Source organism: Pectobacterium hainanensis, from assembly GCF_046237015.1.
Lineage (GTDB): Bacteria > Pseudomonadota > Gammaproteobacteria > Enterobacterales > Enterobacteriaceae > JBJYIN01.
On record NZ_JBJYIN010000008.1, the window covers coordinates 145,251 to 169,658 of the forward strand.

The 24,408-nt window shown below is 49.0% G+C and carries 23 protein-coding genes; 7 read left to right on the forward strand and 16 right to left on the reverse strand.

All coding sequences use genetic code 11. The annotated features are described in order from the left end of the window. Nucleotides 1-110 precede the first annotated feature (110 nt). The 4 genes from artM to artP are packed head-to-tail and all read right to left on the reverse strand — an operon-like array spanning nt 111 to nt 2,993. Nucleotides 111-779, reverse strand: a complete 669-nt coding sequence (artM, locus tag ACKPVM_RS10395; protein WP_409308974.1) for an arginine ABC transporter permease ArtM — start codon at nt 777-779, stop codon at nt 111-113. Then, nucleotides 779-1,495, reverse strand: a complete 717-nt coding sequence (gene artQ / locus ACKPVM_RS10400) for an arginine ABC transporter permease ArtQ (RefSeq protein ID WP_409308975.1) — start codon at nt 1,493-1,495, stop codon at nt 779-781. Before artQ ends, artM begins: the two co-directional genes overlap by 1 nt. Before the next feature lie 17 nt (nt 1,496-1,512). Then, nucleotides 1,513-2,244, reverse strand: coding sequence for an arginine ABC transporter substrate-binding protein (gene artJ / locus ACKPVM_RS10405; RefSeq protein WP_409308976.1), 732 nt, complete (start codon nt 2,242-2,244; stop codon nt 1,513-1,515). A 20-nt stretch (nt 2,245-2,264) separates the two neighbouring features. Next, complete coding sequence (artP, locus tag ACKPVM_RS10410; RefSeq protein WP_409309035.1) at nt 2,265-2,993, reverse strand: arginine ABC transporter ATP-binding protein ArtP; 729 nt, start codon at nt 2,991-2,993, stop codon at nt 2,265-2,267. A 202-nt stretch (nt 2,994-3,195) separates the two neighbouring features. Between artP and ACKPVM_RS10415 the strand changes: the two genes are divergently transcribed. Beyond that, nucleotides 3,196-3,519: a heavy metal-binding domain-containing protein gene (locus ACKPVM_RS10415; protein WP_409308977.1), complete on the forward strand. Its 324-nt coding sequence runs from the start codon at nt 3,196-3,198 to the stop codon at nt 3,517-3,519. A 47-nt stretch (nt 3,520-3,566) separates the two neighbouring features. Beyond that, nucleotides 3,567-4,394, forward strand: coding sequence for an N-acetylmuramoyl-L-alanine amidase (locus tag ACKPVM_RS10420; RefSeq protein WP_409308978.1), 828 nt, complete (start codon nt 3,567-3,569; stop codon nt 4,392-4,394). A gap of 2 nt (nt 4,395-4,396) precedes the next feature. On the opposite strand, the gene ACKPVM_RS10425 is transcribed toward ACKPVM_RS10420, so the two are convergent. The 4 genes from ACKPVM_RS10425 to ACKPVM_RS10440 form a co-directional block, all read right to left on the reverse strand. Further along, nucleotides 4,397-5,830 (reverse strand): DUF2867 domain-containing protein, encoded by a 1,434-nt coding sequence (locus tag ACKPVM_RS10425; protein WP_409309036.1) that lies wholly within the window; start codon nt 5,828-5,830, stop codon nt 4,397-4,399. A gap of 163 nt (nt 5,831-5,993) precedes the next feature. Continuing rightward, a complete protein-coding gene (hcr, locus tag ACKPVM_RS10430; RefSeq protein ID WP_409308979.1) occupies nt 5,994-7,001 on the reverse strand; it encodes an NADH oxidoreductase in 1,008 nt (335 codons plus the stop codon). Between the two features lie 69 nt (nt 7,002-7,070). Next, nucleotides 7,071-8,723, reverse strand: a complete 1,653-nt coding sequence (gene hcp, locus ACKPVM_RS10435) for a hydroxylamine reductase (RefSeq protein WP_409308980.1) — start codon at nt 8,721-8,723, stop codon at nt 7,071-7,073. A gap of 187 nt (nt 8,724-8,910) precedes the next feature. Next, nucleotides 8,911-9,810, reverse strand: a complete 900-nt coding sequence (locus tag ACKPVM_RS10440; protein WP_409308981.1) for a LysO family transporter — start codon at nt 9,808-9,810, stop codon at nt 8,911-8,913. A 143-nt stretch (nt 9,811-9,953) separates the two neighbouring features. On the opposite strand from ACKPVM_RS10440, the gene ACKPVM_RS10445 reads away from it, so the two are divergent. Next, nucleotides 9,954-11,615, forward strand: a complete 1,662-nt coding sequence (locus tag ACKPVM_RS10445; protein ID WP_409308982.1) for an ATP-dependent endonuclease — start codon at nt 9,954-9,956, stop codon at nt 11,613-11,615. Between the two features lie 153 nt (nt 11,616-11,768). On the opposite strand, the gene cspD is transcribed toward ACKPVM_RS10445, so the two are convergent. Next, nucleotides 11,769-11,990, reverse strand: a complete 222-nt coding sequence (cspD, locus tag ACKPVM_RS10450) for a cold shock-like protein CspD (protein ID WP_109055519.1) — start codon at nt 11,988-11,990, stop codon at nt 11,769-11,771. A gap of 349 nt (nt 11,991-12,339) precedes the next feature. Here cspD and clpS point away from each other — a divergent pair, with 349 nt between their 5' ends. The 3 genes from clpS (at nt 12,340) to ACKPVM_RS10465 (ending at nt 16,750) form a co-directional block, all read left to right on the forward strand. Then, complete coding sequence (clpS, locus tag ACKPVM_RS10455; RefSeq protein ID WP_409308983.1) at nt 12,340-12,660, forward strand: ATP-dependent Clp protease adapter ClpS; 321 nt, start codon at nt 12,340-12,342, stop codon at nt 12,658-12,660. A 29-nt stretch (nt 12,661-12,689) separates the two neighbouring features. After that, nucleotides 12,690-14,969, forward strand: a complete 2,280-nt coding sequence (gene clpA / locus ACKPVM_RS10460) for an ATP-dependent Clp protease ATP-binding subunit ClpA (RefSeq protein WP_409308984.1) — start codon at nt 12,690-12,692, stop codon at nt 14,967-14,969. Between the two features lie 155 nt (nt 14,970-15,124). Then, nucleotides 15,125-16,750, forward strand: a complete 1,626-nt coding sequence (locus ACKPVM_RS10465) for a hypothetical protein (protein ID WP_409308985.1) — start codon at nt 15,125-15,127, stop codon at nt 16,748-16,750. A gap of 6 nt (nt 16,751-16,756) precedes the next feature. Here the strand turns inward: ACKPVM_RS10465 and ybiA are convergent, their stop codons facing one another. The 7 genes from ybiA to ACKPVM_RS10500 form a co-directional block, all read right to left on the reverse strand. After that, nucleotides 16,757-17,362 (reverse strand): riboflavin biosynthesis intermediates N-glycosidase, encoded by a 606-nt coding sequence (gene ybiA, locus ACKPVM_RS10470; protein WP_409308986.1) that lies wholly within the window; start codon nt 17,360-17,362, stop codon nt 16,757-16,759. A gap of 144 nt (nt 17,363-17,506) precedes the next feature. After that, on the reverse strand, nt 17,507-17,725 hold the full coding sequence (gene infA / locus ACKPVM_RS10475) for a translation initiation factor IF-1 (protein ID WP_002211347.1): 219 nt from the start codon (nt 17,723-17,725) through the stop codon (nt 17,507-17,509). 117 nt (nt 17,726-17,842) lie between these two features. After that, nucleotides 17,843-18,547, reverse strand: coding sequence for a leucyl/phenylalanyl-tRNA--protein transferase (aat, locus tag ACKPVM_RS10480; RefSeq protein WP_409308987.1), 705 nt, complete (start codon nt 18,545-18,547; stop codon nt 17,843-17,845). 11 nt (nt 18,548-18,558) lie between these two features. Next, the gene (cydC, locus tag ACKPVM_RS10485) at nt 18,559-20,325 is read right to left on the reverse strand and encodes a heme ABC transporter ATP-binding protein/permease CydC (protein WP_409308988.1); all 1,767 of its coding nucleotides are present in this window, start codon (nt 20,323-20,325) and stop codon (nt 18,559-18,561) included. A gap of 1 nt (nt 20,326) precedes the next feature. Beyond that, nucleotides 20,327-22,093 carry a heme ABC transporter permease/ATP-binding protein CydD gene (cydD, locus tag ACKPVM_RS10490; RefSeq protein WP_409308989.1) on the reverse strand — a complete coding sequence of 589 codons (1,767 nt, stop codon included), beginning with the start codon at nt 22,091-22,093 and terminating at the stop codon, nt 20,327-20,329. Nucleotides 22,094-22,333: 240 nt separating this feature from the next. After that, nucleotides 22,334-23,296, reverse strand: coding sequence for a thioredoxin-disulfide reductase (gene trxB, locus ACKPVM_RS10495; RefSeq protein ID WP_409308990.1), 963 nt, complete (start codon nt 23,294-23,296; stop codon nt 22,334-22,336). Between the two features lie 171 nt (nt 23,297-23,467). After that, nucleotides 23,468-23,713, reverse strand: a complete 246-nt coding sequence (locus tag ACKPVM_RS10500) for a hypothetical protein (protein WP_409308991.1) — start codon at nt 23,711-23,713, stop codon at nt 23,468-23,470. A 110-nt stretch (nt 23,714-23,823) separates the two neighbouring features. Between ACKPVM_RS10500 and lrp the strand changes: the two genes are divergently transcribed. Then, entirely contained in the window at nt 23,824-24,318 is a 495-nt protein-coding gene (lrp, locus tag ACKPVM_RS10505; protein ID WP_196906846.1) for a leucine-responsive transcriptional regulator Lrp, read from the forward strand. Nucleotides 24,319-24,408 lie beyond the last annotated feature (90 nt).

A 24,408-nucleotide genomic window follows, 5' to 3' on the forward strand; every position in this document is an offset into this window, starting at 1 on the left:
ACACTTAATGAATTTATATGCAAATAAAATGAGTAAAAAATCACTTTATTTATTGGTAAGGTCAGCAGGCCGATAAGTGACCTGCTGACGAGAGCGATGATGGCGGTGTGTTAGTTACGACGTTCGAAGACGAGGGCCCTGCGTTCAAGCAAACGCATCAATAGTGTGAGTAACCCATTGACACATAGGTAAATCACACCGGCAGCACCAAACACCATAACGTCATAGGTTCTACCGTACATGAGCTGGCTGTAGCCCATCACTTCCATTAGTGTAATGGTGTAAGCCAGTGATGTACTTTTAAATACCAGTACTACCTCATTTGAATAAGATGACAGAGCGCGCTTAAAAGCAAAAGGCAGTAAAATACGCAGCGTTTGTTGCTGAGACATCCCAAGTGCAGCACAGGATTGCCATTGCCCCGCAGGAATAGCCCTAACGGCACCGTAAAATAGCTGAGTGGTATAAGCGGCACTGTTTAATGCCAACGCGACCATGGCACAGAGCCACGGTTGTGACAGTAAATGCCACAACCAGGGAATTTGCTGGATCGATGTAAACTGGCCGGGGCCATAGTAAATCAAAAAGATTTGAACCAGCAGCGGGGTGCCGGTAAACAACGTGATAAAACCTTTTGCCAGAATGGAAAGTACAGGCGTTTTCAAGGTCAGAATCACGGTGAGCAGCAGCGACAGGATTAACGCGACAACAATTGCCACGGCGGTCAGTGTGAGGCTGGTATGCAGGCCTTTTAACAGCTCAGGTAGATAAGTGAGCATCAGGATGGCCTCCGTTCAAAACGCGTCGTGCGTAGCTCAATGCGTTTTAAAACGTACTGGCTTAACAAGGTAATCACTAAGTAAATCGCTGCGGCAACCACATACCAGGTAAAGGGTTCCTGAGTTCGCGTAGCAATACTTTTGGTTTGCAGCATCAAATCATTCACGCTGATCAGTGAAACCAGTGCGGTATCTTTTAATAACACCAACCATTGATTGCCCAGTCCCGGCAGGGCATGGCGCCACATTTGCGGCATAATAAGGCGAATAAAAATGGCCGATTGGCTGAGCCCTAGCGCCTGACCCGATTCCCATTGCCCCTGTGGAACGGCTTTTAATGCACCGCGTAATGTCTGCGATGCATAAGAGGCGTATAACAGGGCCAACGCGATGACGCCGCATAAGAATGGGCTTATTTCGAACATCTCTATGTTCAGTTTTACTGGAATCTGCACGAAATAGAGATTCAGGGTAAAGCCGTCTGCCAGCATCAGCAATAACTGGGATGAACCAAAGTAGATAAACAGCACCACCAAAATTTCTGGCAGGCCGCGGAGTAGCGTAACGAGTGCGGTTCCAGTCCAACTGACCAGTTTCCACCGCGCCGTTTCCCAGATGGCAAACAGCATGGCAAGAATAAGCCCGAGTACCAGTGCACAAATGGCAAGGCCGACGGTCATCCCGGCGGCGCTTGCAAGAGGTTGAAATTCAATCATTGAGCGTCAAATTAAGATTACTTCTGGAACCATTTGTTATAGATGGTTTGATACGTGCCATCCTGCTTGATTTTGTCGAGCGCATCGTTAAATTTCTTCAACAGCTCGTCGTTATTTTGGCGTACCGCGATACCTAAACCGATGCCAAAATAGTCTTTGTCTGTAATACCCTGGCCGACAGCAGACAGATTATCGTTTTGTTTCAGCCATTCATTGACGACGGCAGTATCACCGAATACGGCATCAAGACGACCATTTTTCAGGTCAAGTACGGCATTCTGATAACTATCGTAAGGGACGGTAGTAATTTCTTTATGCTTTTCCATCAGGTATTTTTGATGTGTAGTGCCATTCTGTACACCGACACGTTTGCCTTTCAGGGCGGCCACGTCTGCAACTTTATCTTTTTGCGCGATGAACAAGGCAGAGTTGTCGTAATAAGGCTGGGTAAATGAGACCTGCTGTTGGCGTTCTGGCGTGATATCCATACCGGAGATAACCGCTTCAAAGCGACGGAATTTCAATCCCGGTATCAGACTATCAAACGCCTGATTGCTGAAAGTGCAGGTCGCTTGCATCTCTTTACACAGCGCATTAGCAAGGTCAACATCGAAACCCTGCATATTATTGTTGGCATCCATGAATTCAAAAGGAGGGTAAGACGCTTCAGCCGCAAAACGGATGGTATCGGCGGCACTGGCCGATACGCTCAATCCTGCCAAGAGTGTTGCCACAATCAATTTTTTCATCGTAATTTTCCTGATATTGATCAATGAGATAAATAGCTGGCGAATTCAGGCGTTTGTGGCTGGGTAAAGTGACTGGCGTCCCCTTGTTCCACAATTCGTCCATTCTCCATATACACCACCCGACTGGCGGTCTTGCGTGCAAACTCGACTTCATGGGTCACAATCACTTGCGTGATCCCGGTTTGTGTCAATTCATGAATGATATTCACGACCTGAGCGGTAATTTCAGGGTCTAACGCGGCGGTTGGCTCGTCAAATAACAGCACCTGGGGTTCCATCATTAATGCCCGAGCAATCGCGACGCGCTGTTGTTGGCCACCTGATAGATGAAGGGGATAGCGATCGGCAAAATCGTTCAGGCGTAGACGAGTCAGTAACTTATCGGCACGTGCTTTGGCCGTCTCTTTACTGAGCCCCAGTACGCGGCATGGAGCCTCAATCAGATTTTGTGCGACGGTCAAATGCGGCCACAGATTGTATTGCTGAAAAACCATACCGACATTCTGACGCAATTCGCGGATAGCGCTATCGGCCGGGGCGTGATTGAAATCAAACTGATTACCCGCAATGGACAGATGGCCCGAGCGTGGCATTTCCAACAGGTTAAGCACGCGTAACAAGGAGCTTTTACCTGCGCCGCTTGGACCTAGCAGAACCAGCGTTTCACCTGCAGGACAATCGAGTTTAATGTCAAACAGCGCCTGATGTGCGCCATAGAAACAGTTAATGCTGTTTAGTTGAATACTCATGCGTAAGAATTGAATAGACAGTGATGCGGCGAATGTTAACGTCGGTAGCATAGTTATGCAATCGCCATGGATTAAAATTTGCGAACAAGCGATTTATTGCTTAAATAATAGCACAAAATGGTCGCTTACGGCCTGATGTAGTCGTTTTGTCGGGTAACGAAAACGGTCGTTCGTGTTAATCTGGTGAACCAAGGAGTTTACGATGCAATTATCTACAACACCGAGCCTGGAAGGGCTTACTATCACAGAATATTGCGGAGTGGTGACGGGAGAAGCCATTCTGGGTGCAAACATTTTTCGCGACTTTTTTGCGAGTATCCGCGATGTGGTCGGGGGACGTTCCGGTGCTTATGAAAAAGAATTACGTAAAGCACGGCAGATCGCATTTAAGGAGTTACAAATGCAAGCTGAAGATCTGGGTGCGAATGCCGTTGTAGGCATTGATATTGATTACGAAACGGTTGGCAAAGATGGCAGTATGTTGATGGTCACCGTCAGTGGTACAGCGGTCAAAGTGCGTCGTTAATCACGAGGAACACGTTATGAAGGAAAAGAGGAGATAACGGAAGCGTTATGGGTAAATGCATGATTATGCTGATGCTCTTGGTGTTGGCAGGATGCCAGTCTGCTGCGATCCCACACGATCAACGCGGATATCAGTTAGATACGACACATACCTCACGAGCTCAGGAGTCACGAATTCGCTTTTTAGTGATTCACTATACGGCAGAAGATTTTCCTTCCTCTCTGAATATTCTGACAAATCAGCAAGTCAGTTCACATTACCTGATACCGGCGATGCCTCCTTTGGTGAAGGGAAAACCGGTTGCCTGGCATCTGGTGCCTGATAACCAGGTGGCCTGGCATGCGGGCAGCAGTCGCTGGCGTGGTTTTGAACGCTTAAATCACACATCAATAGGGATTGAGCTGGAAAATCTGGGTTATCAGAAGACGCTTTCCGGTACATATTGGACACCCTTTCCGCCGGCTCAAATTGCATTGCTGACGTCAATTGCTCGTGACATTGTGACTCGCTATCAAATTGCGCCACAGAATGTCGTGGCCCATAGTGATATTGCACCGTTGCGAAAACAGGATCCTGGGCCGCTATTTCCCTGGAAAGCACTGGCGCAGCAAGGAATAGGTGCATGGCCGGATGAGGCCCGTGTGTCGTTTTATTTGCAGGGGCGCGCCTTTGATCAACCGGTGAATGCGGAACGCTTGTTGGATAAGCTGGTCCGTTATGGTTATCCAGTCACTATTGATATGAGTGAGCGACAAAAACGGCAGGTTATTGCCGCGTTTCAGATGCATTTCCGTCCAGAGAATTTCCAGGGGCACGCAGATGCACAAACCGAGGCTATTGCTGATGCTTTGTTGGAAAAATACGGCGCGGCATGACCTCAACTGTCGGGCGAGGCTGCCAATGTGGCAATACGTGCCGCCATACCACGAAAAATAAATAAATGAGCTGGCATCATCAAAAACCAGTAAACCAGGCCATTGAAACCCGCAGGGTGCCAGCGAGCTCGGACATCGAGTGTTCGATAGGCACCGTGATCGGTGATGGTGAACGTGAGTTTCCCCAATCCTGGCGCTTTCATGCCAAATAGCATGACCAACTGTCGTTGTGGTTTGATCGAAATGACTTTCCAACCGTCGATTTTGTCTCCTAGGGTCAATGTCGGACGCTCTGGACGTCCGTAGGTGACGTTGTTGCCTGCGAGATCATCCAGTCTGGCGCGTAAATTCCACAACATATTGGCGTAGAAATAGCCTTCTTTGCCGCCGATTTGCTGGATAACGTGCCACAGCGCCTGGCTGGATGCAGACGTCTTTATCGTGTGTCCAGCCTGTTTAGGGTAAAAACCATAATCCGGTTTCCAACGAGCCCGGACTTCCATATCGTCCCCCCAGTCGGCTCGTTGAGTGCTTTCCATCTCGCTTTGCAGCGTAGCCTGCACCGCCTGATCAAATGTCATCAGCGATTGTGGAATCAGCGCTTGTAGCGCGGAGCCATCCGCCTGAAGGTCATGTTTCAATCCTTGAATAAGCGCTCGGGCAATCGTCGGAGGAACGGAGGTAATCAGGTGTAAAAACCAAACGGAAACGAAATGTGTTGGCATGGGCACGGGGATCAAGACGCGGCGTTTTCCGCTGATGGCGATAAAACGCTCAAACATCGTTTGGTAGCTGATATAGTCTGGGCCGGTTGCGTCCATGATGCGATGTTGCGTTGCCGGAAAGTGGCGTATTTCAGTCAGGTAGACCAGCAAATTCTCCAACGCAATCGGGGCCGATCGTGAGCGCACCCAGCGCGGTGGCGTCAGTATGGGGAGGTTGTACACCATATCCCGCATGATCTCGAAAGCGGCTGAGCCGGTACCAATGATGATGCCAGCCCGTAATTCAGTGACGGGGATGCCACTCGTACGCAATATGTCACCGGTAATCTTTCTGGCTGCCATATGTGGCGTGCTATCGTCTTTTGCCTGTAAAGATCCCAGATAAACGATCTGTTTTACCCGGCTGGAGGAGAGCGCCAGTAATAGATTCATGGCCGACATACGCTCTTTGGCGATAAAGTTTTCACCATCGCCCATACTGTGAACCAGATAGTAGATTGTCTCTGCGCCCCATAGCCCTTCCGGCAGCGTATTCGCTTTGCACAAATCGACTTGCTGGCACTGCACTCCCGGCCAGCGTTGCGCGTCAATGGCTTCTATCTGACGCGCGGCGGCAATGACGGGGAGTCCTTGCTGGCTGAAACGCTTGGTTAAGTGGCGGCCAATATAACCGCTGGCACCCAAAATCAAAATGGGGGCAGGGGATGTCATCACTGTTGGGCTCCGTGGGGCTAATCATCATGCGGTTCACTACTATAGCCGGGAATGGAGAAAACAGCAGCACTGATGCGGTCACAAGGGATAAGTGACGGTGGCAGTTCAGTTCGACCACCATCACGCATGGGTATATGAGGGTAATAAGGGAAGACGGCAATCAAGCCAGAACGGTATCACCCTGCAACTGACAACTACAGGCTAGCACGTAGCCCTGCGCAATCTCAGCGGGTGTTAAGGTCATCGTGCTGGTTGTGGTGTAGTCTCCTGACAAGACCCGCGTTTTACAACTTCCGCAAACGCCAGCACGACAAGCTGCCAGCACGGGGATATGGTTGGCCTCCAGGGCAGCCAATAGACTCACGCCTACCGGTACGCGCAGGTTTTGCAATGGGCGGCTGATCGTTAGCGTTAACTGTTCGCTATCATCGTCAATGTCTTCGTCAACGGTACGGAATTGTTCTTTGAAGAAACAGCTTTCAGGCACCCCAAATTGTTGACTGAGTGTGCCAAGCTGTTTCATATAAGGTGCTGGGCCGCAGGTCATCACCGTACGGCTGGCAATATCAGGCACGTATTCGGAGATCAATTCTTTGCTGATGCGACCAGATAAGAAACCGGCTGTTGCGCCTTCTTCGGCGACGAGCGTTAACCGCAGACGCTGCGGATAATCTTGTGCCAGGCGTTGCCATTCGTCGGCAAAAATAACCTGTTGTGGATTACGCACGTTAAAGATGACGTGAATATCGGTTTGAGGCTTATTGGCCAGCAACCAGCGGCTCATCGACATAATTGGTGTCACGCCGCAACCGGCAGCGGCCATCAGATAGCGGTCACTGATGGTGTTTGCACAGGTGAACTCACCCTGAGCGTCAGATAACCACAGGTAATCCCCAGTTTTAAGTTGTTGCGTTAACCAGCGGGAACCGACGCCGTCATCCAGTCGACGAACCGTTAGGGTAATAAAACGGCTTAATCCTGGAGAGGAGGAAATCGTATAGGCGCGTAAGGTCTCTGGGCTGTTTGCAATGCTGACCAGTGCATACTGCCCCGGTTGGTAAGGGTAGAAATCGTGATTAATCAGAGAAATCGTCCATACATCTGGGGTTTCCTGAGAAATCGAATGTACCTGCATGCGGTTTGGGCAAAGCGATGTAGGCATGGTCATAACACATCTCCATAAGCGAGCGGACTGGCGTCAGGAAAGACTGAAACCCAACGCCATCCGCTCCATTTATCAGGCAGCCAGAATGGTCTTCATATCTTGTTCAACGGTAGTAATTGCGCGCATGCCAAATTTCTCATTGAGAATGGCCAGCAGGTTTTCGGTTAAGAATCCTGGCGCGGTTGGTCCGGTATAAATATTTTTCACGCCGAGAGACAACAGCGTTAATAGAATGACAATGGCTTTTTGCTCGAACCAGGACAGCACCAGACTGAGTGGCAGATCGTTCACGCCACATCCTAGTTTTTCGGCCAGTTTTACCGCCAGAATGATGGCAGAATAAGCATCGTTACACTGGCCGACGTCCAGCAGGCGAGGCAGCCCTTCCAGCGTACCGAAATCCAGTTTGTTGAAGCGATATTTACCACAGGCCAGCGTCATGATTAGGCAATCCTGAGGCACGTTCAATGTAAAGTCCGTAAAGTAGCTACGTTCTTCACGGCTGCCATCGCAACCGCCGACCAAAAAGACGTGGCGCAATTTCTTTTGTGCGACCAGGTCGATAACGGTATCTGCGGCGCTCAGCAGTGTTTCACGACCAAAGCCCACTGTGATTTGGTGTTCAATTTCGTTATAAGGGAAACCCGCCAGACTCTGCGCCTGTGCGATGACGGCACCGAAATCGTCACCTTCCAAATGGTTGACGCCCGGCCAGCCAACGATGCTGCGTGTCCAGATGCGATCGCCATAGTTTCCGACATTAGGATCGATAATGCAGTTGGATGTCATCACGATGGCACCGGGGAATTTAGCAAACTCGGTTTGCTGGTTCTGCCAGCCGCTACCGTAGTTGCCAACCAGATGTTTGAATTTTTTCAGTTCCGGATAACCGTGAGCGGGTAACATTTCGCCGTGTGTATAAATGTTGACGCCTGTCCCTTCCGTTTGCTCTAACAGCATACGTAAATCTTTCAGGTCATGGCCGGAAATCAGAATGGCTTTACCGGCGACAGGGCGCACGTTGACGGACGTTGGGGTCGGATGGCCGTAAGCTTCGGTTTCACCACGATCGAGAATCGCCATCACATTGAAGTTCATCTGGCCGATACCCATTGCGTTATTCAGCAGCGTATCGACATCGGCAGGCTGTGTGCCTAACCAAGCCATAAAGGCATGGTATTGAGCATAGATATTTTCATCATATTGCCCCAGCACATGAGCATGCTCCATATAGGCTGCCGCCCCTTTTAATCCATACAGACAGAGCATACGTAAACCGTGGATATCATCGCCTACGCTGGCTTTATCATTATCCAATGCGAAATCAGCAGCCTGTTGCAATAAGGTTGGAATATCGTCTCCTGCTAATTGCAATTCAGCCATTGGATGATCGACTTCGGCGTGTGCATCAAGCAGACGGCAACGAACCGCCAGCGATTGACGCAGTACGATGGCTTCCTGCGCGTAACCAATAATTCGTTGTGAATCGAAGTTGACATTAGTCAACGTGGAGAAAAACGCGCGCGGTGCAAAACTATCAATGTCGTGATCGATAAGATCTAACTCACGGGCTTTCAATGCCCACGCGGACAAGCCTTGCAGTACGGCGACCAGAAGGTCTTGTAAATCAGAGGTTTCAGCAGTTTTACCACACATGCCCTGAGCGTAAGAGCAACCATTTCCTGCCGGGGTACGAATCGTTTGTTCACATTGCACACAAAACATGATGACTTCCTTTTTTAAGTTGCATTTAAAATGCTTGTTTAAAGCATAGAGGGTCACAGCACCGCAAAAAAGGCTTTTTTTATGCAACTTTAGGTAAATTTGATTTAGCGCAATTTTAGGTGTGGGCAATGAAAATGACTCTCAATCAATGCCCGAAAAAAGGAGGAAAACAGCCAAGAATGGATAATTATGAGGAAAAGAGCGCCATCAATATTGGTGCGGCCAGACTCAGCAAGAAGCCATGAACTATCGCGGCAGGGACCATATCGACCCCTGCACTGCGCTGTAATACCGGTAGCGTAAAGTCCATCGATGTTGCGCCGCATAAGCCAAGTGCGCAAGAACGATTACGTTGTGCCAAAGCCGGAATGAGCATAATAGCGAGTAGTTCGCGAGCCAGATCATTGAAAAATGCGGTGCTACCGAGCACAGGGCCATACGCATCCGTCAGTAAAATACCGGATAACGAATACCAGCCGTAGCCAGATGCTAACGCCAGCCCGGTTTTGAGGGGTAAACCAAGGATCCAGGCCGCGCACAGGCCGCCAACCAGAGCACTGGCACCGACGATCAGTGCGACCGTCATTCCCCGGCGATTTAATACGATTTGGCGTAATGTCATTCCACTGTTGCGTAGCTGTATACCAACGAAGAAAAGTAACAGAATCAATGCATATTCGCTTCCCTGACTGGCATAAGTCAGCCCCGACCATTGCGTGAGCCCCAGCAGAAAGCCACCGAAGACCACCAGACACAGTTTTAGTGAGTCCAAAATCATGTGTAACCGAGAAGGTGGGGGTTCTTGCGCTAATTTTCCCGGCCAGAAATCCCGTTTTTCCCATAACCATAGAGACACAGCATTGGCGGCAATGATGCAAACGACAAAAACGGCGGTATAGCGAAAAATGAGTAACAAATTACTGCCAATATCATCCAAAAAAGCCAGACTAATGCCCATGAGAAACAGGATGACGTATACCATCCAACTCAGCAGTTGGTTAATGGTTCGTAATGCTTTTTTTGCGCGTAAAGGCACCAGATAACCAAAGATTAACGGTACTAAGATAATGAATAACCCTGAATACATCACAGAATTGACGTCCTTAAAGAGAAAAGCCGATAACTGGAGGGAAAAAAGACATAATCTATTAAAATTAAACAATTAATCATCGCGAGTAAAGCGTCGATATTATTGCGTTTCCACCGGTGAAGCAAAAACAGGAGATGCGGATGTATCTGGAAAATATAGAGATACTGGGATTCCGGGGGATTAATCGCCTGTCATTAGCGCTGGATGAAAATACGGTGCTGATTGGTGAGAATGCCTGGGGAAAGTCTAGTTTGCTTGATGCGTTGTCGTTGTTACTCGCGCCAACATTGCCGCTTTATCATTTCGATTTGCAGGATTTCTATTTTAAACCCGGCGACGAGAACAGCCGTGAACGTCATTTGCAGGTTATTTTCACCTTTTGCGAAACGGCACCCGGACATCATCTTGCACCACGTTATCGCCCGCTTAAACGGGTCTGGGTCGAAGGCGATGCATCGCGGCATCGCATTTTCTACCGTCTGGAGGGCGAAGTTGATGAAAGTCAGGCAGTCTTTACCTGGCGCAGTTTCCTTGATGCAGAAGGGCATCCCATCAAGCTAAATGACATTGATAATTTGGCGCGAGAAGTGATTCGTCTCCACCCGGTTTTACGCCTGCGTGACGCCCGTTTTATCCGGCGGCTACGTTCAGGAACGCTGGCCGCAACCATAGAAAGCAGCGATGAAAAGCTGGCGCAGCAGTTTGATCAGTTAATGCGTGAGTTGGTGCAGAATCCACAAAAGCTGACGGATAAAGAGTTACGTCAGGGTTTGGTGGCGATGCGACAATTATTGGAACACTATTTTTCTGAACAAAGCGCGATTTCCAGTGACCGGCATCATCGACATGAGCGGTCGCATAACGGTAAATCATGGCGCTCTCTGGATAACATCAACCGATTAATTGCCGATCCTAACAGTCGTAGTCGCCGCATTATTTTGCTGGAACTGTTTTCCACACTGTTACAGGCGAAAGGCTCGGTGGTGTTGGACCCACATGCACGCCCGCTTTTACTGGTTGAAGATCCTGAAACGCGGTTGCATCCGATCATGTTATCGGTCGCGTGGGGACTGCTAATGCAGTTGCCGTTACAAAAAGTGACGACGACGAATTCTGGTGAACTGTTATCGTTGGTGCCCATGGAGCAGGTCTGCCGTCTGGTTCGTGAATCATCGCGTGTGGCGACATTTCGTATTGGCATGCAGGGGATGAGCGCAGAGGATAGTCGCCGAATTGCCTTTCATATCCGTTTTAATCGCCCGGCATCACTGTTTGCTCGGTGTTGGCTATTGGTTGAAGGGGAAACGGAAGTCTGGATGCTTAATGAGTTGGCGCGTCAGTGTGGCCATCATTTTGAAGCAGAAGGTGTGAAGGTCATCGAGTTTGCTCAGTCGGGACTTCGTCCGTTAGTAAAGTTTGCCCGACGCATGGGAATAGAGTGGCATGTTCTGGTTGATGGCGATGACGCGGGTAAAAAGTATGCGGCAACGGCAAAAAGTATGTTGTCGGCACCGGGAGAGAATGAACGGGACCACTTGACGGTGCTGCCTGCGCTGGATATGGAGCATTATATGTATCGGGAAGGGTTCAGCCATGTTTATCATCGGGTTGCCCAATTGCCTGAAAAAGTCCCGCTCTCGATGCATAAGATTATAGTGAAAGCGATTCACCGCAGCTCAAAACCCGATTTGGCAATAGAAGTGTCGATGGAGGCGGCATCAATGGGACGTGAAGCGATCCCACCTTTAATTCGCAGCATGTTTTCCCGTGTGCTATGGCTGGCCCGTGGACGAGCCGATTAGCGAGTGGCAAAGAGGGCGGCAGGGCGACGGGCGGGTACTGCCATAAAAATCGTCGGAACGTCGCCCGTCATAAAAAATGCCGACCACAAGCGATCAGCATTTTCATTTTACTTGGATTTCTATCAGAAATCGTTGCGAGATAAACGGCCTACGTCAGGAGACCGCTTCGCTTACCAGTGGCACAATCAGGCTGGCATGATTACCTTTGGGTCCTTGGTGAACATCAAACCTGACGACTTGCCCGGCTTTTAGCGTCCGGTATCCGTCCATTTGAATCGTTGAGTAGTGGGCAAAGATATCTTCACCGCCGCCTTCAGGACAGATAAAGCCAAAGCCTTTGGCGTTATTGAACCATTTAACAGTACCTGTCTCCATGCATTGACATCCTTCGCAAGAGCGTTCTTTTAAGTAATTGAGGTGTGGTTATTTGGTTAACGTGGATACAAATTGATTAAAACCTCATCAATTCACATTACACTTTAGTGAAATCGATCTTTGCGTCAAGCGATCTGCATTTAAGGAGTGAAGGGAGTTTTTCAAAGTATGATGCAGATAACGCTATTGATGATGGTAGGTTAGAGGAACATAGCGAATCCGCGAGATGACAACGATTGATTTTTTGCTTTCTGACCACCATTTCGTTACCTGGATGGTAAAATAAAAACCATACGTGCTACTGTAAACATAGTGCACATTTTGATACTGAAATGACGTTGGGCAGAGAATGGGAAACGAGGATATAGGGTCACAATCAGAACAGCAAATTGCCGATCGGCATAAAGAAAAACTACAGCCTCCATCAATGTATAAGGTACTGTTAAACAATGATGATTATACACCGATGGAATTTGTTATTGACGTTCTGCAAAAGTTCTTTTCTTATGACATTGAACGTGCAACGCAACTGATGTTAACGGTGCATTATCAGGGAAAAGCGATTTGTGGCGTATTCAGTGCGGAAGTGGCTGAGACAAAAGTGGTACAAGTTAATCGTTATGCCAGAGAAAATGAGCATCCGTTGCTCTGTACGCTGGAAAAAGCCTGAAGTCAGGCAATTTATTGGGGGAGGTGCCTATGCTCAATCAAGAACTGGAACTCAGTCTCAACATGGCTTTCGCCAGAGCGCGTGAGCACCGACATGAGTTTATGACCGTGGAGCATTTGCTGTTGGCTCTGCTCAGTAACCCGGCCGCGCGTGAAGCACTGGAGGCCTGTACGGTCGATTTAGCCGCACTACGCCAGGAGCTAGAAGCATTCATTGAACAAACCACACCAACGCTACCGCAGAGCGATGAGGAGCGTGAGACACAACCGACGCTCAGTTTCCAACGTGTGTTGCAACGTGCCGTTTTTCATGTTCAGTCATCGGGGCGCAGCGAAGTCTCCGGGGCGAACGTGTTGGTTGCCATTTTCAGCGAGCAAGAATCCCAGGCTGCTTACCTGTTGCGTAAACATGATGTGAGTCGCCTTGATGTTGTGAATTTTATTTCTCACGGTACACGTAAAGAAGAGTCCGGACAGGCTCCGAGTCCGGAAACCCCTGTCAATGAAGAACAGGCCGGAGGGGAAGACCGTATGGAAAACTTCACCACCAATCTTAATCAATTGGCCCGCGTTGGCGGCATCGATCCCCTTATCGGACGTGAGAAGGAATTAGAGAGAACGGTTCAGGTATTGTGCCGCCGCCGCAAGAATAACCCTCTGTTGGTGGGAGAGTCTGGCGTAGGTAAAACAGCGATAGCTGAAGGTCTCGCATGGCGAATTGTACAAGGCGATGTGCCGGAGGTTATGGCTGATGCCACGATTTATTCACTCGATATTGGCTCCCTGTTAGCCGGGACGAAATACCGTGGTGATTTCGAGAAGCGTTTCAAGGCGTTGCTAAAACAGTTGGAGCAGGATAAGAACAGCATTCTGTTTATCGATGAAATCCACACGATCATTGGTGCTGGGGCAGCCTCTGGTGGGCAGGTCGATGCGGCAAACTTGATCAAACCTCTGCTTTCCAGCGGTAAAATTCGTGTCATTGGTTCCACAACGTATCAGGAATTCAGCAATATTTTTGAAAAGGATCGTGCGTTGGCCCGTCGTTTTCAGAAAATCGATATTACTGAACCCAGTGTGGATGAAACCGTACAGATTATTAACGGTTTGAAGCCTAAATATGAAGCGCATCACGATGTGCGTTACACGGCAAAGGCCGTTCGTGCGGCCGTGGAACTGGCGGTGAAATATATCAACGATCGCCATTTGCCTGACAAGGCGATTGACGTGATTGATGAGGCTGGTGCGCGCAGTCGTCTCATGCCCGTGAGTAAACGCAAGAAAACGGTCAATGTGGCGGATATCGAGTCTGTTGTGGCGCGTATTGCGCGTATTCCAGAAAAAACAGTATCGGCTAGCGATCGCGATGTGTTGAGGAATCTCAGTGACCGTCTGAAAATGTTGGTATTCGGTCAGGATAAAGCGATTGAAGCCTTATCGGAATCTATCAAGATGAGCCGGGCTGGATTGGGTCAGGAACGCAAGCCGGTTGGGTCTTTCCTGTTCGCTGGTCCGACGGGGGTGGGTAAAACAGAAGTGACTTTACAGTTGGCTAAGGCGCTGGATATTGAACTGCTTCGTTTTGATATGTCTGAGTATATGGAACGCCACACCGTCAGCCGTCTGATTGGTGCGCCTCCGGGATATGTTGGTTATGATCAAGGCGGTTTACTCACCGATGCCGTGATTAAACATCCGCATTCAGTGTTATTGCTTGATGAGATCGAAAAAGCGCACCCTGACGTGTTTAACCTTCTGCTACAGGTCATGGATAACGGGACGTTAACGGATAATAACGGGCGCAAGGCAGATTTCCGCAACGTTATTGTGGTCATGACTACGAACGCGGGTGTACGTGAAACGCAGCGTAAATCTATCGGTATTATCCATCAGGATAACAGTAGCGATGCGATGGAAGAGATCAAGAAGGTGTTTACGCCGGAGTTTCGTAACCGACTTGATGGCATCATCTGGTTCAATCATTTGTCGCCTGAAGTGATTCAGCAGGTGGTGGATAAATTCATTGTTGAGCTGCAAGCCCAATTGGATGCGAAAGGCGTGTCGCTGGAAGTCAGTGATGAGGCCCGTGATTGGCTGGCAGAAAAAGGCTATGACAAAGCCATGGGCGCACGTCCAATGGCGCGTGTAATGCAGGAGAACCTGAAAAAACCGTTGGCGAACGAGTTGCTCTTTGGTTCATTAGTCGATGGTGGTTCGGTCAAAGTTGAACTGGATAAATCGGCTCAACAGTTAACTTATGGTTTCCAGAGTGCACAGAAACGTAAAGCCGATGAGGGCGCGGTTCACTAGTGTGATGAGCTGATTATTGGTTCATCTCTCCCGTGAAGGCGCTGTCTTTTATATACCCATCCCCGATGCATTCGTCGGGGATTTTTTATGTTGGGTCATCCTTGGCAATGACCACACAGCCTCTATCGTAATAAAACAATCTTTTTAGGGAAAAAATGATGCATAGGTATTACAGCAAACAGGATGTCATGGCATTGATCGCACGAGCACAAACCGGAGACGTTGAGGCTTGGTTCGAACTTAGCAGCATGCATACGTCATTGAGTTGTTTGGGAAGTACGGCAGATTCAGTGTCCGAGACTACGGTGATAACGACTCGGGAGGACGCACAGGCACTAACGGCACGCCTGCTGGATTATTCTGCCAAGCGTCGAGCATTCCTTGAAAAGCATGGCGCTGGTGATGAGCTTGTACAGGCTTGCCATATCACCGATTTTTTCGATCTGATGCTGGTTCAGCGCAAATATGCTTTCGAAAGGGATGGTCGCTGGCAGGTGGAAGATCGCGCACCTGAAGACGGAGAGGCGGGACGCTGGTGCATCGATGTCTATGCTATCTTCCATGCTGGTAACGGACAGCATCATGCCTGCGTGATGTTACCGTTATCTGCTCAGACGCCTGTCGGACTGACGCATCAAAACGATGCCTATATCATTGAGGGCGAACAGGGCGCACCGTATGTTATCCGCATATGGAATCTGTTGTCTTATATCATCGACCAGGAATTGCTCCCACCAGTTGCAACCGAGGAGGAGATAGAAACCTTTTTTCTCGATACGCTGATTGAAAATCCCCGTCCCATTGTGTTGCCTGATTTGGGAACCTTTGAATTTGCACTTGATGCAAAGAAATTTTACGGCACGCTGAATGTGAATGGCGATCGTGTGCGAATTGAGATACCCAGAGCGGATCGTCCGGTTGTCATTGAAATTATTGAGCAGTTTGCCAGGCAATGTGCCCGACAGGAGCAGTCCGCCCGCCGTTATATTATGCAACAGTGGTCAGCATTGTGTGGTGCTGCTGGTGATGGTACGGTTCCGAATGCGGAAACGATGCCAGACCGTTTGCATCTACGGGAGGTATCGCTGAAGCGGAATGGCAGCAGTCAGTGGACATATGGTATAGGCGACGATGAAGATGGGCGCTTGACGGTAGAAGCGATTAATAAACGCTTCAAGTTGACCGGCCTGCAATGCCGTTCTGGAGTGCCTGAAGCATTAAGCGAGCATGTACGGTTATTTGCCGCAGAGCAAGCTGGTGCTTTCTGGAATGGTATATGGCAAGCGACGGATTGTACTGATGTGTTACCTATCGCGGATTTTGTGTCTGCATTGCATTTGTTAGCGGTCAAGCTGGATGACAAAAAACGCTTGTTGTTCACGTTTGAAACGGCTGGTGAGATCGGTTGTGGTATTGAGATAGCCTATACGGCTCGCTACGGTTGTAAGCTGGTGCGGCAATTTGTACGCATTGAAGCTGTTTCAGATAAGGCGATTGCTCCCCATTGCGAAATTGCTGCCCGTTTACGGCAACTGGAAACAAAAGCTCGCCAACAAGCAGCCAAGGACTTATTGATATTCTGGAACGAAGATTGGCGAGATGTCGATTTTGAAGACGAATTGACCGCTGAGCAGTTTGCGGCGCAGTTGGTGCTGCAAGACATCGTATTTGAAGGCCAGAAAAAACTGGCGTTGGAGTACGTTATTTCGGAGCCGCCGATTTCAGTTAATATCAGTTGTACGCCACAGCGTGGTTTTGTTTACGCTTCACTGGGAGAGTAACAACAGTTAGTGATCTTGGATATGGGACGTGGTATCGACCATATCCTGACGTACCTTCATCAGCGCAAATCCCAACAAATTTAGACCGCGCCATAGAGTAGGGTTGCTTGCTCGCGCGTCATCTTGAGCGAGTCCAATCCCCCAAATACGATCTACAGGGCTCGCTTCGACCAGAATACGTGATTTTGTTTGTACCAGATAGTCACGTAGTTTAGGGTTTTGACTGAATTTAGCTTGATTAGCCCGTACTACGATGTTGAAACGTTGAGCTAGCCATTCGGTATCAACAAAATCTCGAACTTGCCGGCCCAGATCTTTGGCTGCTCCCGGTGTGGACGCTAGCAGAATTTTTTGGCGGGTGGGTTCGTCGTTAAAAAGACGGGCTTTTTCCGCCATCATAAAATGTTCAGCACTAGGATAGTGATCACCATCGACCACAAAAGGGGCGCAGAACCATTGGCTGAAGCAACTGGCCGTTACATCGGATTTATCGGATCGGTGGCCCCAGAAAAAAATGTATTTGAGTTTTTCACCTTGACTGAAACGCTGCTGCAGCGCAGTTAAGTACTGAGTATCGTCAACTCGTGGGAAACTTTTGCTGTAGTGATTCATGGATAACCCGGAATAATATGGTCAATGACTGTGGTTTCTACTGAGTAATGTGGCATAAACACAACAACCCTTGCCGATAACGGAAAGGGTTGCGGAGATAGGACATCCTCGGAAATCGCTGAAGGTCAGCGATGGGCGAACCGGTTAACGGCTGCGGAAGACAATGCGGCCTTTGCTCAGGTCGTACGGGGTCAGCTCTACAGTGACTTTGTCACCCGTCAGGATGCGGATATAGTTTTTACGCATTTTACCGGAGATATGAGCGGTAACCACGTGCCCGTTTTCCAATTCAACGCGGAACATGGTATTGGGCAGCGTATCAAGCACGGTGCCTTGCATTTCAATATTGTCTTCTTTGGCCATCGAATCCTCTAGGTCTAACTACCTTTGTTTTTTTAACCGGCAAGATAATGCCGAAAAACCCACATTATGTAAAGAAGCGTTCATAAGCAGAATGTTGTTTACGAACGATGCATTTCTCTATCGTATGGGTTCCGCCAATATTTGGGGTACCCAACAACGGTCAACAACAGGGATATCCCGTAGCTGAAAAAGAAACTGTAAAAAGTGTTCGCGGGGTATTTCACGAACGCCCAATGAGGCGGTATGTGCATTCAATACCTGACAATCAATCAACCTACCGCCGCAATCGGTAAAATGTTGTTGGAACGTCAGCAAGGCATACTTGGAAGCATTCTCTGCGAGACTGAACATGGATTCGCCGCAAAACAAACTGCCTTGTGCGATACCGTATAGTCCACCAACAAGTGCGCTATTCTGCCACACTTCGACAGAATGTGCTTGTCCAGACTGATGAAGTTCGCAATAAGCAGCGATAATTTCCGGTGTAATCCAGGTTCCACCTTCGTGTTCGCGTGAACAGGCCGTAATCACGTCGTTAAAGGCACGATTTATCGTGACAGAATAATCATGCTTACGCAGAAATTTTTTTAGACTACGGCTAATGTGAAACTCATTAGGAAATAACACCGCACGAGGATCGGGTGACCACCATAAAATTGGTTCACCAGGAGAATACCAGGGAAAAATTCCCTGCCGATAGGCGGTTTTTAATCGGACAGGGGAGAGATCGCCACCAAATGCCAATAGTCCGTTTGGTTCATGCAATGCATAACCCGGTTCGGGAAAATGAAGCGGATCAGATGAAAGTTGATACAGTTGCATAACGTTTTAGGTTAGACCCCATGAGAATCAATAGTCTGGCGGAATTGCCAGTAACGTCCCTGTTGCTGGATGAGTGCCTGATGGCTACCTTCCTCAATAATCTGGCCGCCATCCATGATGCAAATGCGATCCATGGAATCGAGGTCATACAAACGGTGAGTGATGACAATGAGCGTCTTTCCTGCACAATGTTGACGCAGTAATCGCAATATTCGCCGTTCGGTTTCAGCATCCAGACCTTCGGTTGGCTCATCAAGAAGCACTAGCGGTGCGGAGTGCAACAATGCCCGAGCAAGACCGATACGGCGCTGTTCTCCGCCAGAAAGTTGGCGGCCTCCTTCTCCATACCAACCGTTCAGCCCCTCATTCTCCAGAAGCCTCTCCAGGCCGACTTGTTGCAATACCTCAACAAGCTGCATATCACTGGCATCGGGCGCTGCGAGGGTGAGATTGTCACGCAACGTAGCGCTGAACAGGTGTACGCGTTGTGGGACGACGCTCATCATGGCGCGTAATTCATTTTCTGCCCAGGATGAAAGTGGCTGGCCATTTAATAGAATTGTGCCTTGATCGCTGTCCCAGGCGCGGGTAAGCAGTTGCAGTAGGGTGGATTTGCCACACCCTGTACGGCCAAGCAGTGCAATGTGTTCGCCAGCCTGAATATTCAATGAAATTCCCTGTAAGACGGGTAAAGGCTGTTCGGGGTAGGTAAAACCGACGTTATGCAAAACTAACGCTGCCTCTGGCACGGCTGATGGCCCCTGTTCAGGAAATGTCACCATCGGTGTTTGACGGATGAGGTGATCGACCCTTGCGGCGGACGCGATCACCTGTCCCATATGTTGAAAAGCGCCTGCGACGGGAGTGAGTGCCTCAAAAAGCGCCAGAGAGGCAAAAACGAAGAGTGCAATCAGTGCGCCAGGTTGCGTATCACCGCCAACGCCGTCTGCAGCGAGCCATAGCATCAGGGTGACGGTCAGCCCGCTGCACATAATCATTATCGCCTGTGAGAGTCCGGTTAAGTTAGTCTGCTGTTTCTGACGCTGTAGCCATTCGCTTTCCAGGGTTGCTAGCTGCTGACGAAATATTGACAACGCGCCAAATACCGTCAATTCAGCCTGACCCTGTAACCAGGTAGTCAGTTGCGTTCGATATTGTGCTCGTAGCGCGGTCAAATCATGCCCGATCGTTTTACCGGCCCGATAAAATACGACAGGAAGAATAAACCACAGCGCCAGCGTGATGGCACATAGCGTCAAGGCCAGTGAGGTATCCAGCCAACTGAGGCCGTAAGAGACCAGGAGAATGACTAATAACGCACTGACCAGAGGGGAAATAACGCGCAGATACAAATGGTCGAGTGTATCCACATCGGCGACCAGACGATTTAAGAGTTCTGCCTGACGAAAGCGTGCGATGCCCCCCGGGGACAGCGGAAGAATACGAGAAAAGGTAAAAACGCGCAGATGCTGCAAGACACGGAAAGTCGCATCGTGGCTAACCAACCGTTCAGCATAACGTCCTGCCGTGCGGGTAATCGCAGCTCCCCGGACGCCAGCGGCAGGCAGCATATAGTTGAACGTAAGAAGGCCCGCAATACCCGCCAGCGCAGCGCCGGCTAAAAACCAGCCGGACAAGGTAAGTAGGGCGATGCTAGCCAATAGCGTAAAAATCGCCAGAACGACCCCGAGGCTTAATCGCCAAATATGGCGTCGATAGAGGGCAAGAAAGGGCTTTAATACTTGTCTTGTCGTTCTGGATGTTGTGACATCGGACATATTATAGCTCTCCCTGTCGCTGTGCTATCAGGTCGGAAAATGCGCCGGATTGTGTGCTGAGCGACAGGTAATCACCTTGTTGAATCAGACGGCCATTCTCCATAACCCAGATAGCATCGTAATTAACCGTATCGTTTAATTGATGTGTGACCAAAAGCGTTGTTTGATGGTGTGAAGCTTCACTTAACGCCGTCATTACACGATGCTCGCTATGGGCATCCAGACTGGCGCTGGGCTCATCCAGCAGCAAAAGCGCACAGGGTTTTATTAACGCCCTAGCCACAGCGACACGCTGTGCCTGACCAACGGAAAGACGAGCCGCTCCATCGCCGATAGTGGTTTCCAGACCGTGTGGTAACAGTGGGAGAAACTCATGGACGTATGCTTGTTCCAGCGCTTTCTGGCAGTCATCATCGGTGGCCTGACGGTTACCCAACAGAATATTTGCACGCAGCGTCTGTTCCGGCAAGTGGGGGTTTTGCCCCACCCAACTGAGTTGTTTACGCCACGAATCAGGGGTGAGTGTATTGAGTTCGATACCGTTAACGGTGAGTGAGCCGCGGTAGGGCAGAAAGCCGAGTAATGCATTCAAGAGCGAACTTTTTCCCGCGCCACTGATACCGACTAACGCAATCCGTTTGCCAGCCTCAATAGTAAATGACAGTGGCTGCGTTAACGGGGTGCCGTCTGACGCCAGTACGACCAGATCGGTGGCCTGAATCTCGATGGGGCCTTGACTCTGGTATTCCCGATCGCCGAAGCCGACCGTTTCTCCCTCTGTTGCTAAAAAGGTGACCAGCGATTCTGCTGCGCCGACTGCCTGTGCCTTTGCATGATAAAACGTACCTAGGTCACGTAATGGCTGGAAGAACTCTGGAGCCAGGATCAGAACCAAAAATCCGGCAAAGAGTGTAACGCCCGTACCGTAGTGTCCGAAATTCAATTCGCCTAAATAGGAAAAGCCAAAATAAACGGCAACGACAGCAATGGAGATGGAGGCAAAAAATTCCAGTACCCCCGAGGATAGAAATGCCATTCTCAGCACTTCCATTGTTCGGCTGCGAAATGCCTCGGAAGCATCATGGATGCGATCGGTTTCTGAACGACCACGATGAAATAATCGTAGTGTTTCCAATCCGCGCAGGCGGTCGAGAAAATGGCCACTTAAGCGAGCCAGTGCCTCAAAATTGCGCCGGTTAGCATCGGCTGCTCCCACGCCAACTAATGCCATAAACAGAGGGATTAATGGCGCAGTGAGAAGCAGAATGAGGCCAGCGGCCCAATTGATCGGGAAAATCGCTATAAGTATCAGTATCGGGATGAGTACCGCCAGATACATTTGTGGAAGGTAGCGGGAATAGTAATCCTGCATATCTTCAATTTGTTCTAGAATCATCGTGGCCCAACTTCCCGCCGGTTTGCCCTGAATCCAGGAGGGACCTAACTGTTGCAATCGGTCCAATACCAGCTTGCGTATCTGCTGTCGTACCGCCTGTCCGCACATAAAACCAACCCGTTCGCGTAACAGGTTATTGAGTGCGCGTAATACGAAAATGGTACCCAGCAATAGAAAAGAAGAAAGTAATGACTCTTTCGGTGCCTGTTCAATAATCAGCGCATGGAGCAACGTCGCTAATAACCATGCCTGTGCAACAATAAATGCACCGCTCAGAAAACCGAGTAAAAGTGAAATGCGTAACCAACGCTGCGCCAATTTGCTTTGTTGTCGGAGCCATTTGGTCAGTTCTTGTTGTCTGGTTTGTTTCATCAGGCACCAGGTTGTCATGTCACATGAAGAGTGTTAATGATAAATAACGCTTACATAACCAACGCTTAACAACTTTATTCATTAATCCTCAGAATGGGGTCATGTTACCTCGACAAGAGCGGACTGCAAATCAAAAGGAGGCATGGAATGAGGGGAATGATCAATTTTGGGCTGATAGGAGGGCACAAGAGAAATGCATCCAGAAAGCGGTGAGTCTTTACCGGATGCAATGAGGAAATGTTATTTCGCTGAGGATAAACCATCCAGATAACGTTCAGCATCCAGCGCGGCCATACACCCTGTACCCGCAGAGGTGATCGCCTGTCGATAGATATGATCCATCACGTCACCAGCAGCAAAAACACCGGGAATGCTGGTTTGCGTGGCATTACCATGAATACCTGACTGGACTTTGATATAGCCGTTTTCCAGTTCAAGCTGGCCGCCGAATACGGCGGTATTCGGGCTATGACCGATCGCAATGAAAACGCCAGCCAGTTCCAGCTCTTCTGTCTTATCGCTGCCCGTATCGCGCAGACGTACACCGGTAACGCCCATATTGTCGCCGAGAACCTCATCCAGCGTACGGTTGGTATGAAGAATGATGTTGCCGTTTTTTACCTTATCCATCAGGCGATTAATCAGAATCTTTTCTGAACGAAAACTGTCACGACGGTGGATTAAGTGCACTTCTGCGGCGATGTTGGATAAATAGAGCGCTTCCTCAACGGCTGTGTTTCCCCCCCCAACCACGGCAACTTTCTGGGCGCGGTAGAAAAAACCATCACACGTCGCGCAGGCAGAAACCCCTTTACCTTTAAACGCTTCTTCTGAAGGCAAACCTAAATAACGAGCCGATGCGCCTGTCGCAATAATCAGCGCATCACAGCTATATTCATCGCTATCACCAAATAAGCGGAATGGTCGAGTCTGCAAATCGACTCGCTGGATATGATCGAACACAATCTCAGTATTGAATTTTTCAGCGTGAGCGTGCATACGCTCCATCAACAGAGGACCGGTTAAATCATCCGCATCACCAGGCCAGTTCTCCACTTCGGTTGTGGTCGTTAACTGTCCTCCTTTTTCCATCCCTGTAATTAATACCGGGTTAAGATTCGCCCGTGCAGCGTAAACTGCTGCAGTGTATCCAGCCGGGCCAGAACCCAGAATCAATAGTTTGTGGTGTTTAACGGTACTCATGCGTGCCTCATTTCATGACGACGGACAATATGACGATTGTAAGGAAATTGCCTGAGTAAAAAAAGTGTGAGAAAAAGTTGTTAGCTATTTGTTTAATTGTTGATAGCTATTAGAGGCACAATCTGCTGATAGAACAGCTATATTCATAAGTAAAATGACTGAAAGAAGGCCTTAAGCACGTTTTATCTTATTTAATCTGGCACTTTCTTCTGATTTTAGTTGTTTTACTTTGACAATCGGCTGGGCTTTTGCGAAAACATCTGGGGAAGAGGAAATTTTTTGTATGTGAACAGCTAAAAGCTCGGCTTTTCGTTCGTGTGCTGTCTGGTTGGCCTTTGTGCCATGGAAACCGTGTTTTTGCTGGGTAGAGTTTGGATTAAACTGGCAGAACAGCGACGGATAAGCGCCGGATGACAAAGGCTTTTGCCATACAAAATAGAGAGTGGGTCTTCTTTAGGGCAGCTCTGATGCATTGAAGTCTGTCGGAGTGTAGCAGGGGCAGGGAAAAGTGAAGAGAGACAATAATAATGGTAGACACTAAAAAACGACCAGGAAAAGATCTCGATCGTATTGATCGTAACATCCTGAACGAACTACAAAAAGATGGGCGAATTTCCAATGTCGAGCTTTCTAAACGGGTAGGGCTGTCACCGACACCTTGTCTAGAACGTGTGCGCCGTCTGGAAAGGCAAGGATTTATTAACGGCTATACCGCATTGCTAAACCCCCATTATCTGGATGCGTCGCTGCTGGTATTCGTTGAGATAACGTTGAACCGAGGTGCGCCGGATGTGTTTGAGCAGTTCAATACTGCGGTGCAGAAATTGGAGGAAATTCAGGAGTGTCATCTGGTTTCCGGCGACTTTGACTATTTGTTGAAAACGCGTGTGCCTGATATGTCTGCGTACCGTAAGCTGTTGGGTGAGACACTGCTGCGGTTGCCGGGTGTGAACGATACGCGTACCTATGTGGTGATGGAAGAAGTTAAGCAAAGCAATCGTTTGGTTATCAGAACACGATAAATGCATGGGTGCAAAACCCGATAAATTCAGTTACACTCCTGTGAATTTATACAGTCCCAGCGCCGGGTTTTTCTCGGCGCTTTGTCATAA

Excerpts from the sequence above, each read along its gene's own strand:
- artM (WP_409308974.1), bottom strand. The coding sequence starts at position 779 with ATGCTCACTTATCTACCTGAGCTGTTAAAAGGCCTGCATACCAGCCTC.
- cspD (WP_109055519.1), bottom strand. The coding sequence starts at position 11,990 with ATGGAGACAGGTACTGTTAAATGGTTCAATAACGCCAAAGGCTTTGGC.
- ACKPVM_RS10415 (WP_409308977.1), top strand. The coding sequence starts at position 3,196 with ATGCAATTATCTACAACACCGAGCCTGGAAGGGCTTACTATCACAGAA.
- cydC (WP_409308988.1), bottom strand. The coding sequence starts at position 20,325 with ATGTCCGATGTCACAACATCCAGAACGACAAGACAAGTATTAAAGCCC.
- ybiA (WP_409308986.1), bottom strand. The coding sequence starts at position 17,362 with ATGAATCACTACAGCAAAAGTTTCCCACGAGTTGACGATACTCAGTAC.
- ACKPVM_RS10440 (WP_409308981.1), bottom strand. The coding sequence starts at position 9,810 with ATGTATTCAGGGTTATTCATTATCTTAGTACCGTTAATCTTTGGTTAT.
- ACKPVM_RS10445 (WP_409308982.1), top strand. The coding sequence starts at position 9,954 with ATGTATCTGGAAAATATAGAGATACTGGGATTCCGGGGGATTAATCGC.
- artJ (WP_409308976.1), bottom strand. The coding sequence starts at position 2,244 with ATGAAAAAATTGATTGTGGCAACACTCTTGGCAGGATTGAGCGTATCG.
- aat (WP_409308987.1), bottom strand. The coding sequence starts at position 18,547 with ATGCAACTGTATCAACTTTCATCTGATCCGCTTCATTTTCCCGAACCG.
- ACKPVM_RS10420 (WP_409308978.1), top strand. The coding sequence starts at position 3,567 with ATGGGTAAATGCATGATTATGCTGATGCTCTTGGTGTTGGCAGGATGC.
- lrp (WP_196906846.1), top strand. The coding sequence starts at position 23,824 with ATGGTAGACACTAAAAAACGACCAGGAAAAGATCTCGATCGTATTGAT.
- hcp (WP_409308980.1), bottom strand. The coding sequence starts at position 8,723 with ATGTTTTGTGTGCAATGTGAACAAACGATTCGTACCCCGGCAGGAAAT.
- artP (WP_409309035.1), bottom strand. The coding sequence starts at position 2,993 with ATGAGTATTCAACTAAACAGCATTAACTGTTTCTATGGCGCACATCAG.
- trxB (WP_409308990.1), bottom strand. The coding sequence starts at position 23,296 with ATGAGTACCGTTAAACACCACAAACTATTGATTCTGGGTTCTGGCCCG.
- ACKPVM_RS10425 (WP_409309036.1), bottom strand. The coding sequence starts at position 5,830 with ATGACATCCCCTGCCCCCATTTTGATTTTGGGTGCCAGCGGTTATATT.
- clpS (WP_409308983.1), top strand. The coding sequence starts at position 12,340 with ATGGGAAACGAGGATATAGGGTCACAATCAGAACAGCAAATTGCCGAT.
- clpA (WP_409308984.1), top strand. The coding sequence starts at position 12,690 with ATGCTCAATCAAGAACTGGAACTCAGTCTCAACATGGCTTTCGCCAGA.
- artQ (WP_409308975.1), bottom strand. The coding sequence starts at position 1,495 with ATGATTGAATTTCAACCTCTTGCAAGCGCCGCCGGGATGACCGTCGGC.
- cydD (WP_409308989.1), bottom strand. The coding sequence starts at position 22,093 with ATGAAACAAACCAGACAACAAGAACTGACCAAATGGCTCCGACAACAA.
- ACKPVM_RS10465 (WP_409308985.1), top strand. The coding sequence starts at position 15,125 with ATGATGCATAGGTATTACAGCAAACAGGATGTCATGGCATTGATCGCA.
- hcr (WP_409308979.1), bottom strand. The coding sequence starts at position 7,001 with ATGACCATGCCTACATCGCTTTGCCCAAACCGCATGCAGGTACATTCG.
- infA (WP_002211347.1), bottom strand. The coding sequence starts at position 17,725 with ATGGCCAAAGAAGACAATATTGAAATGCAAGGCACCGTGCTTGATACG.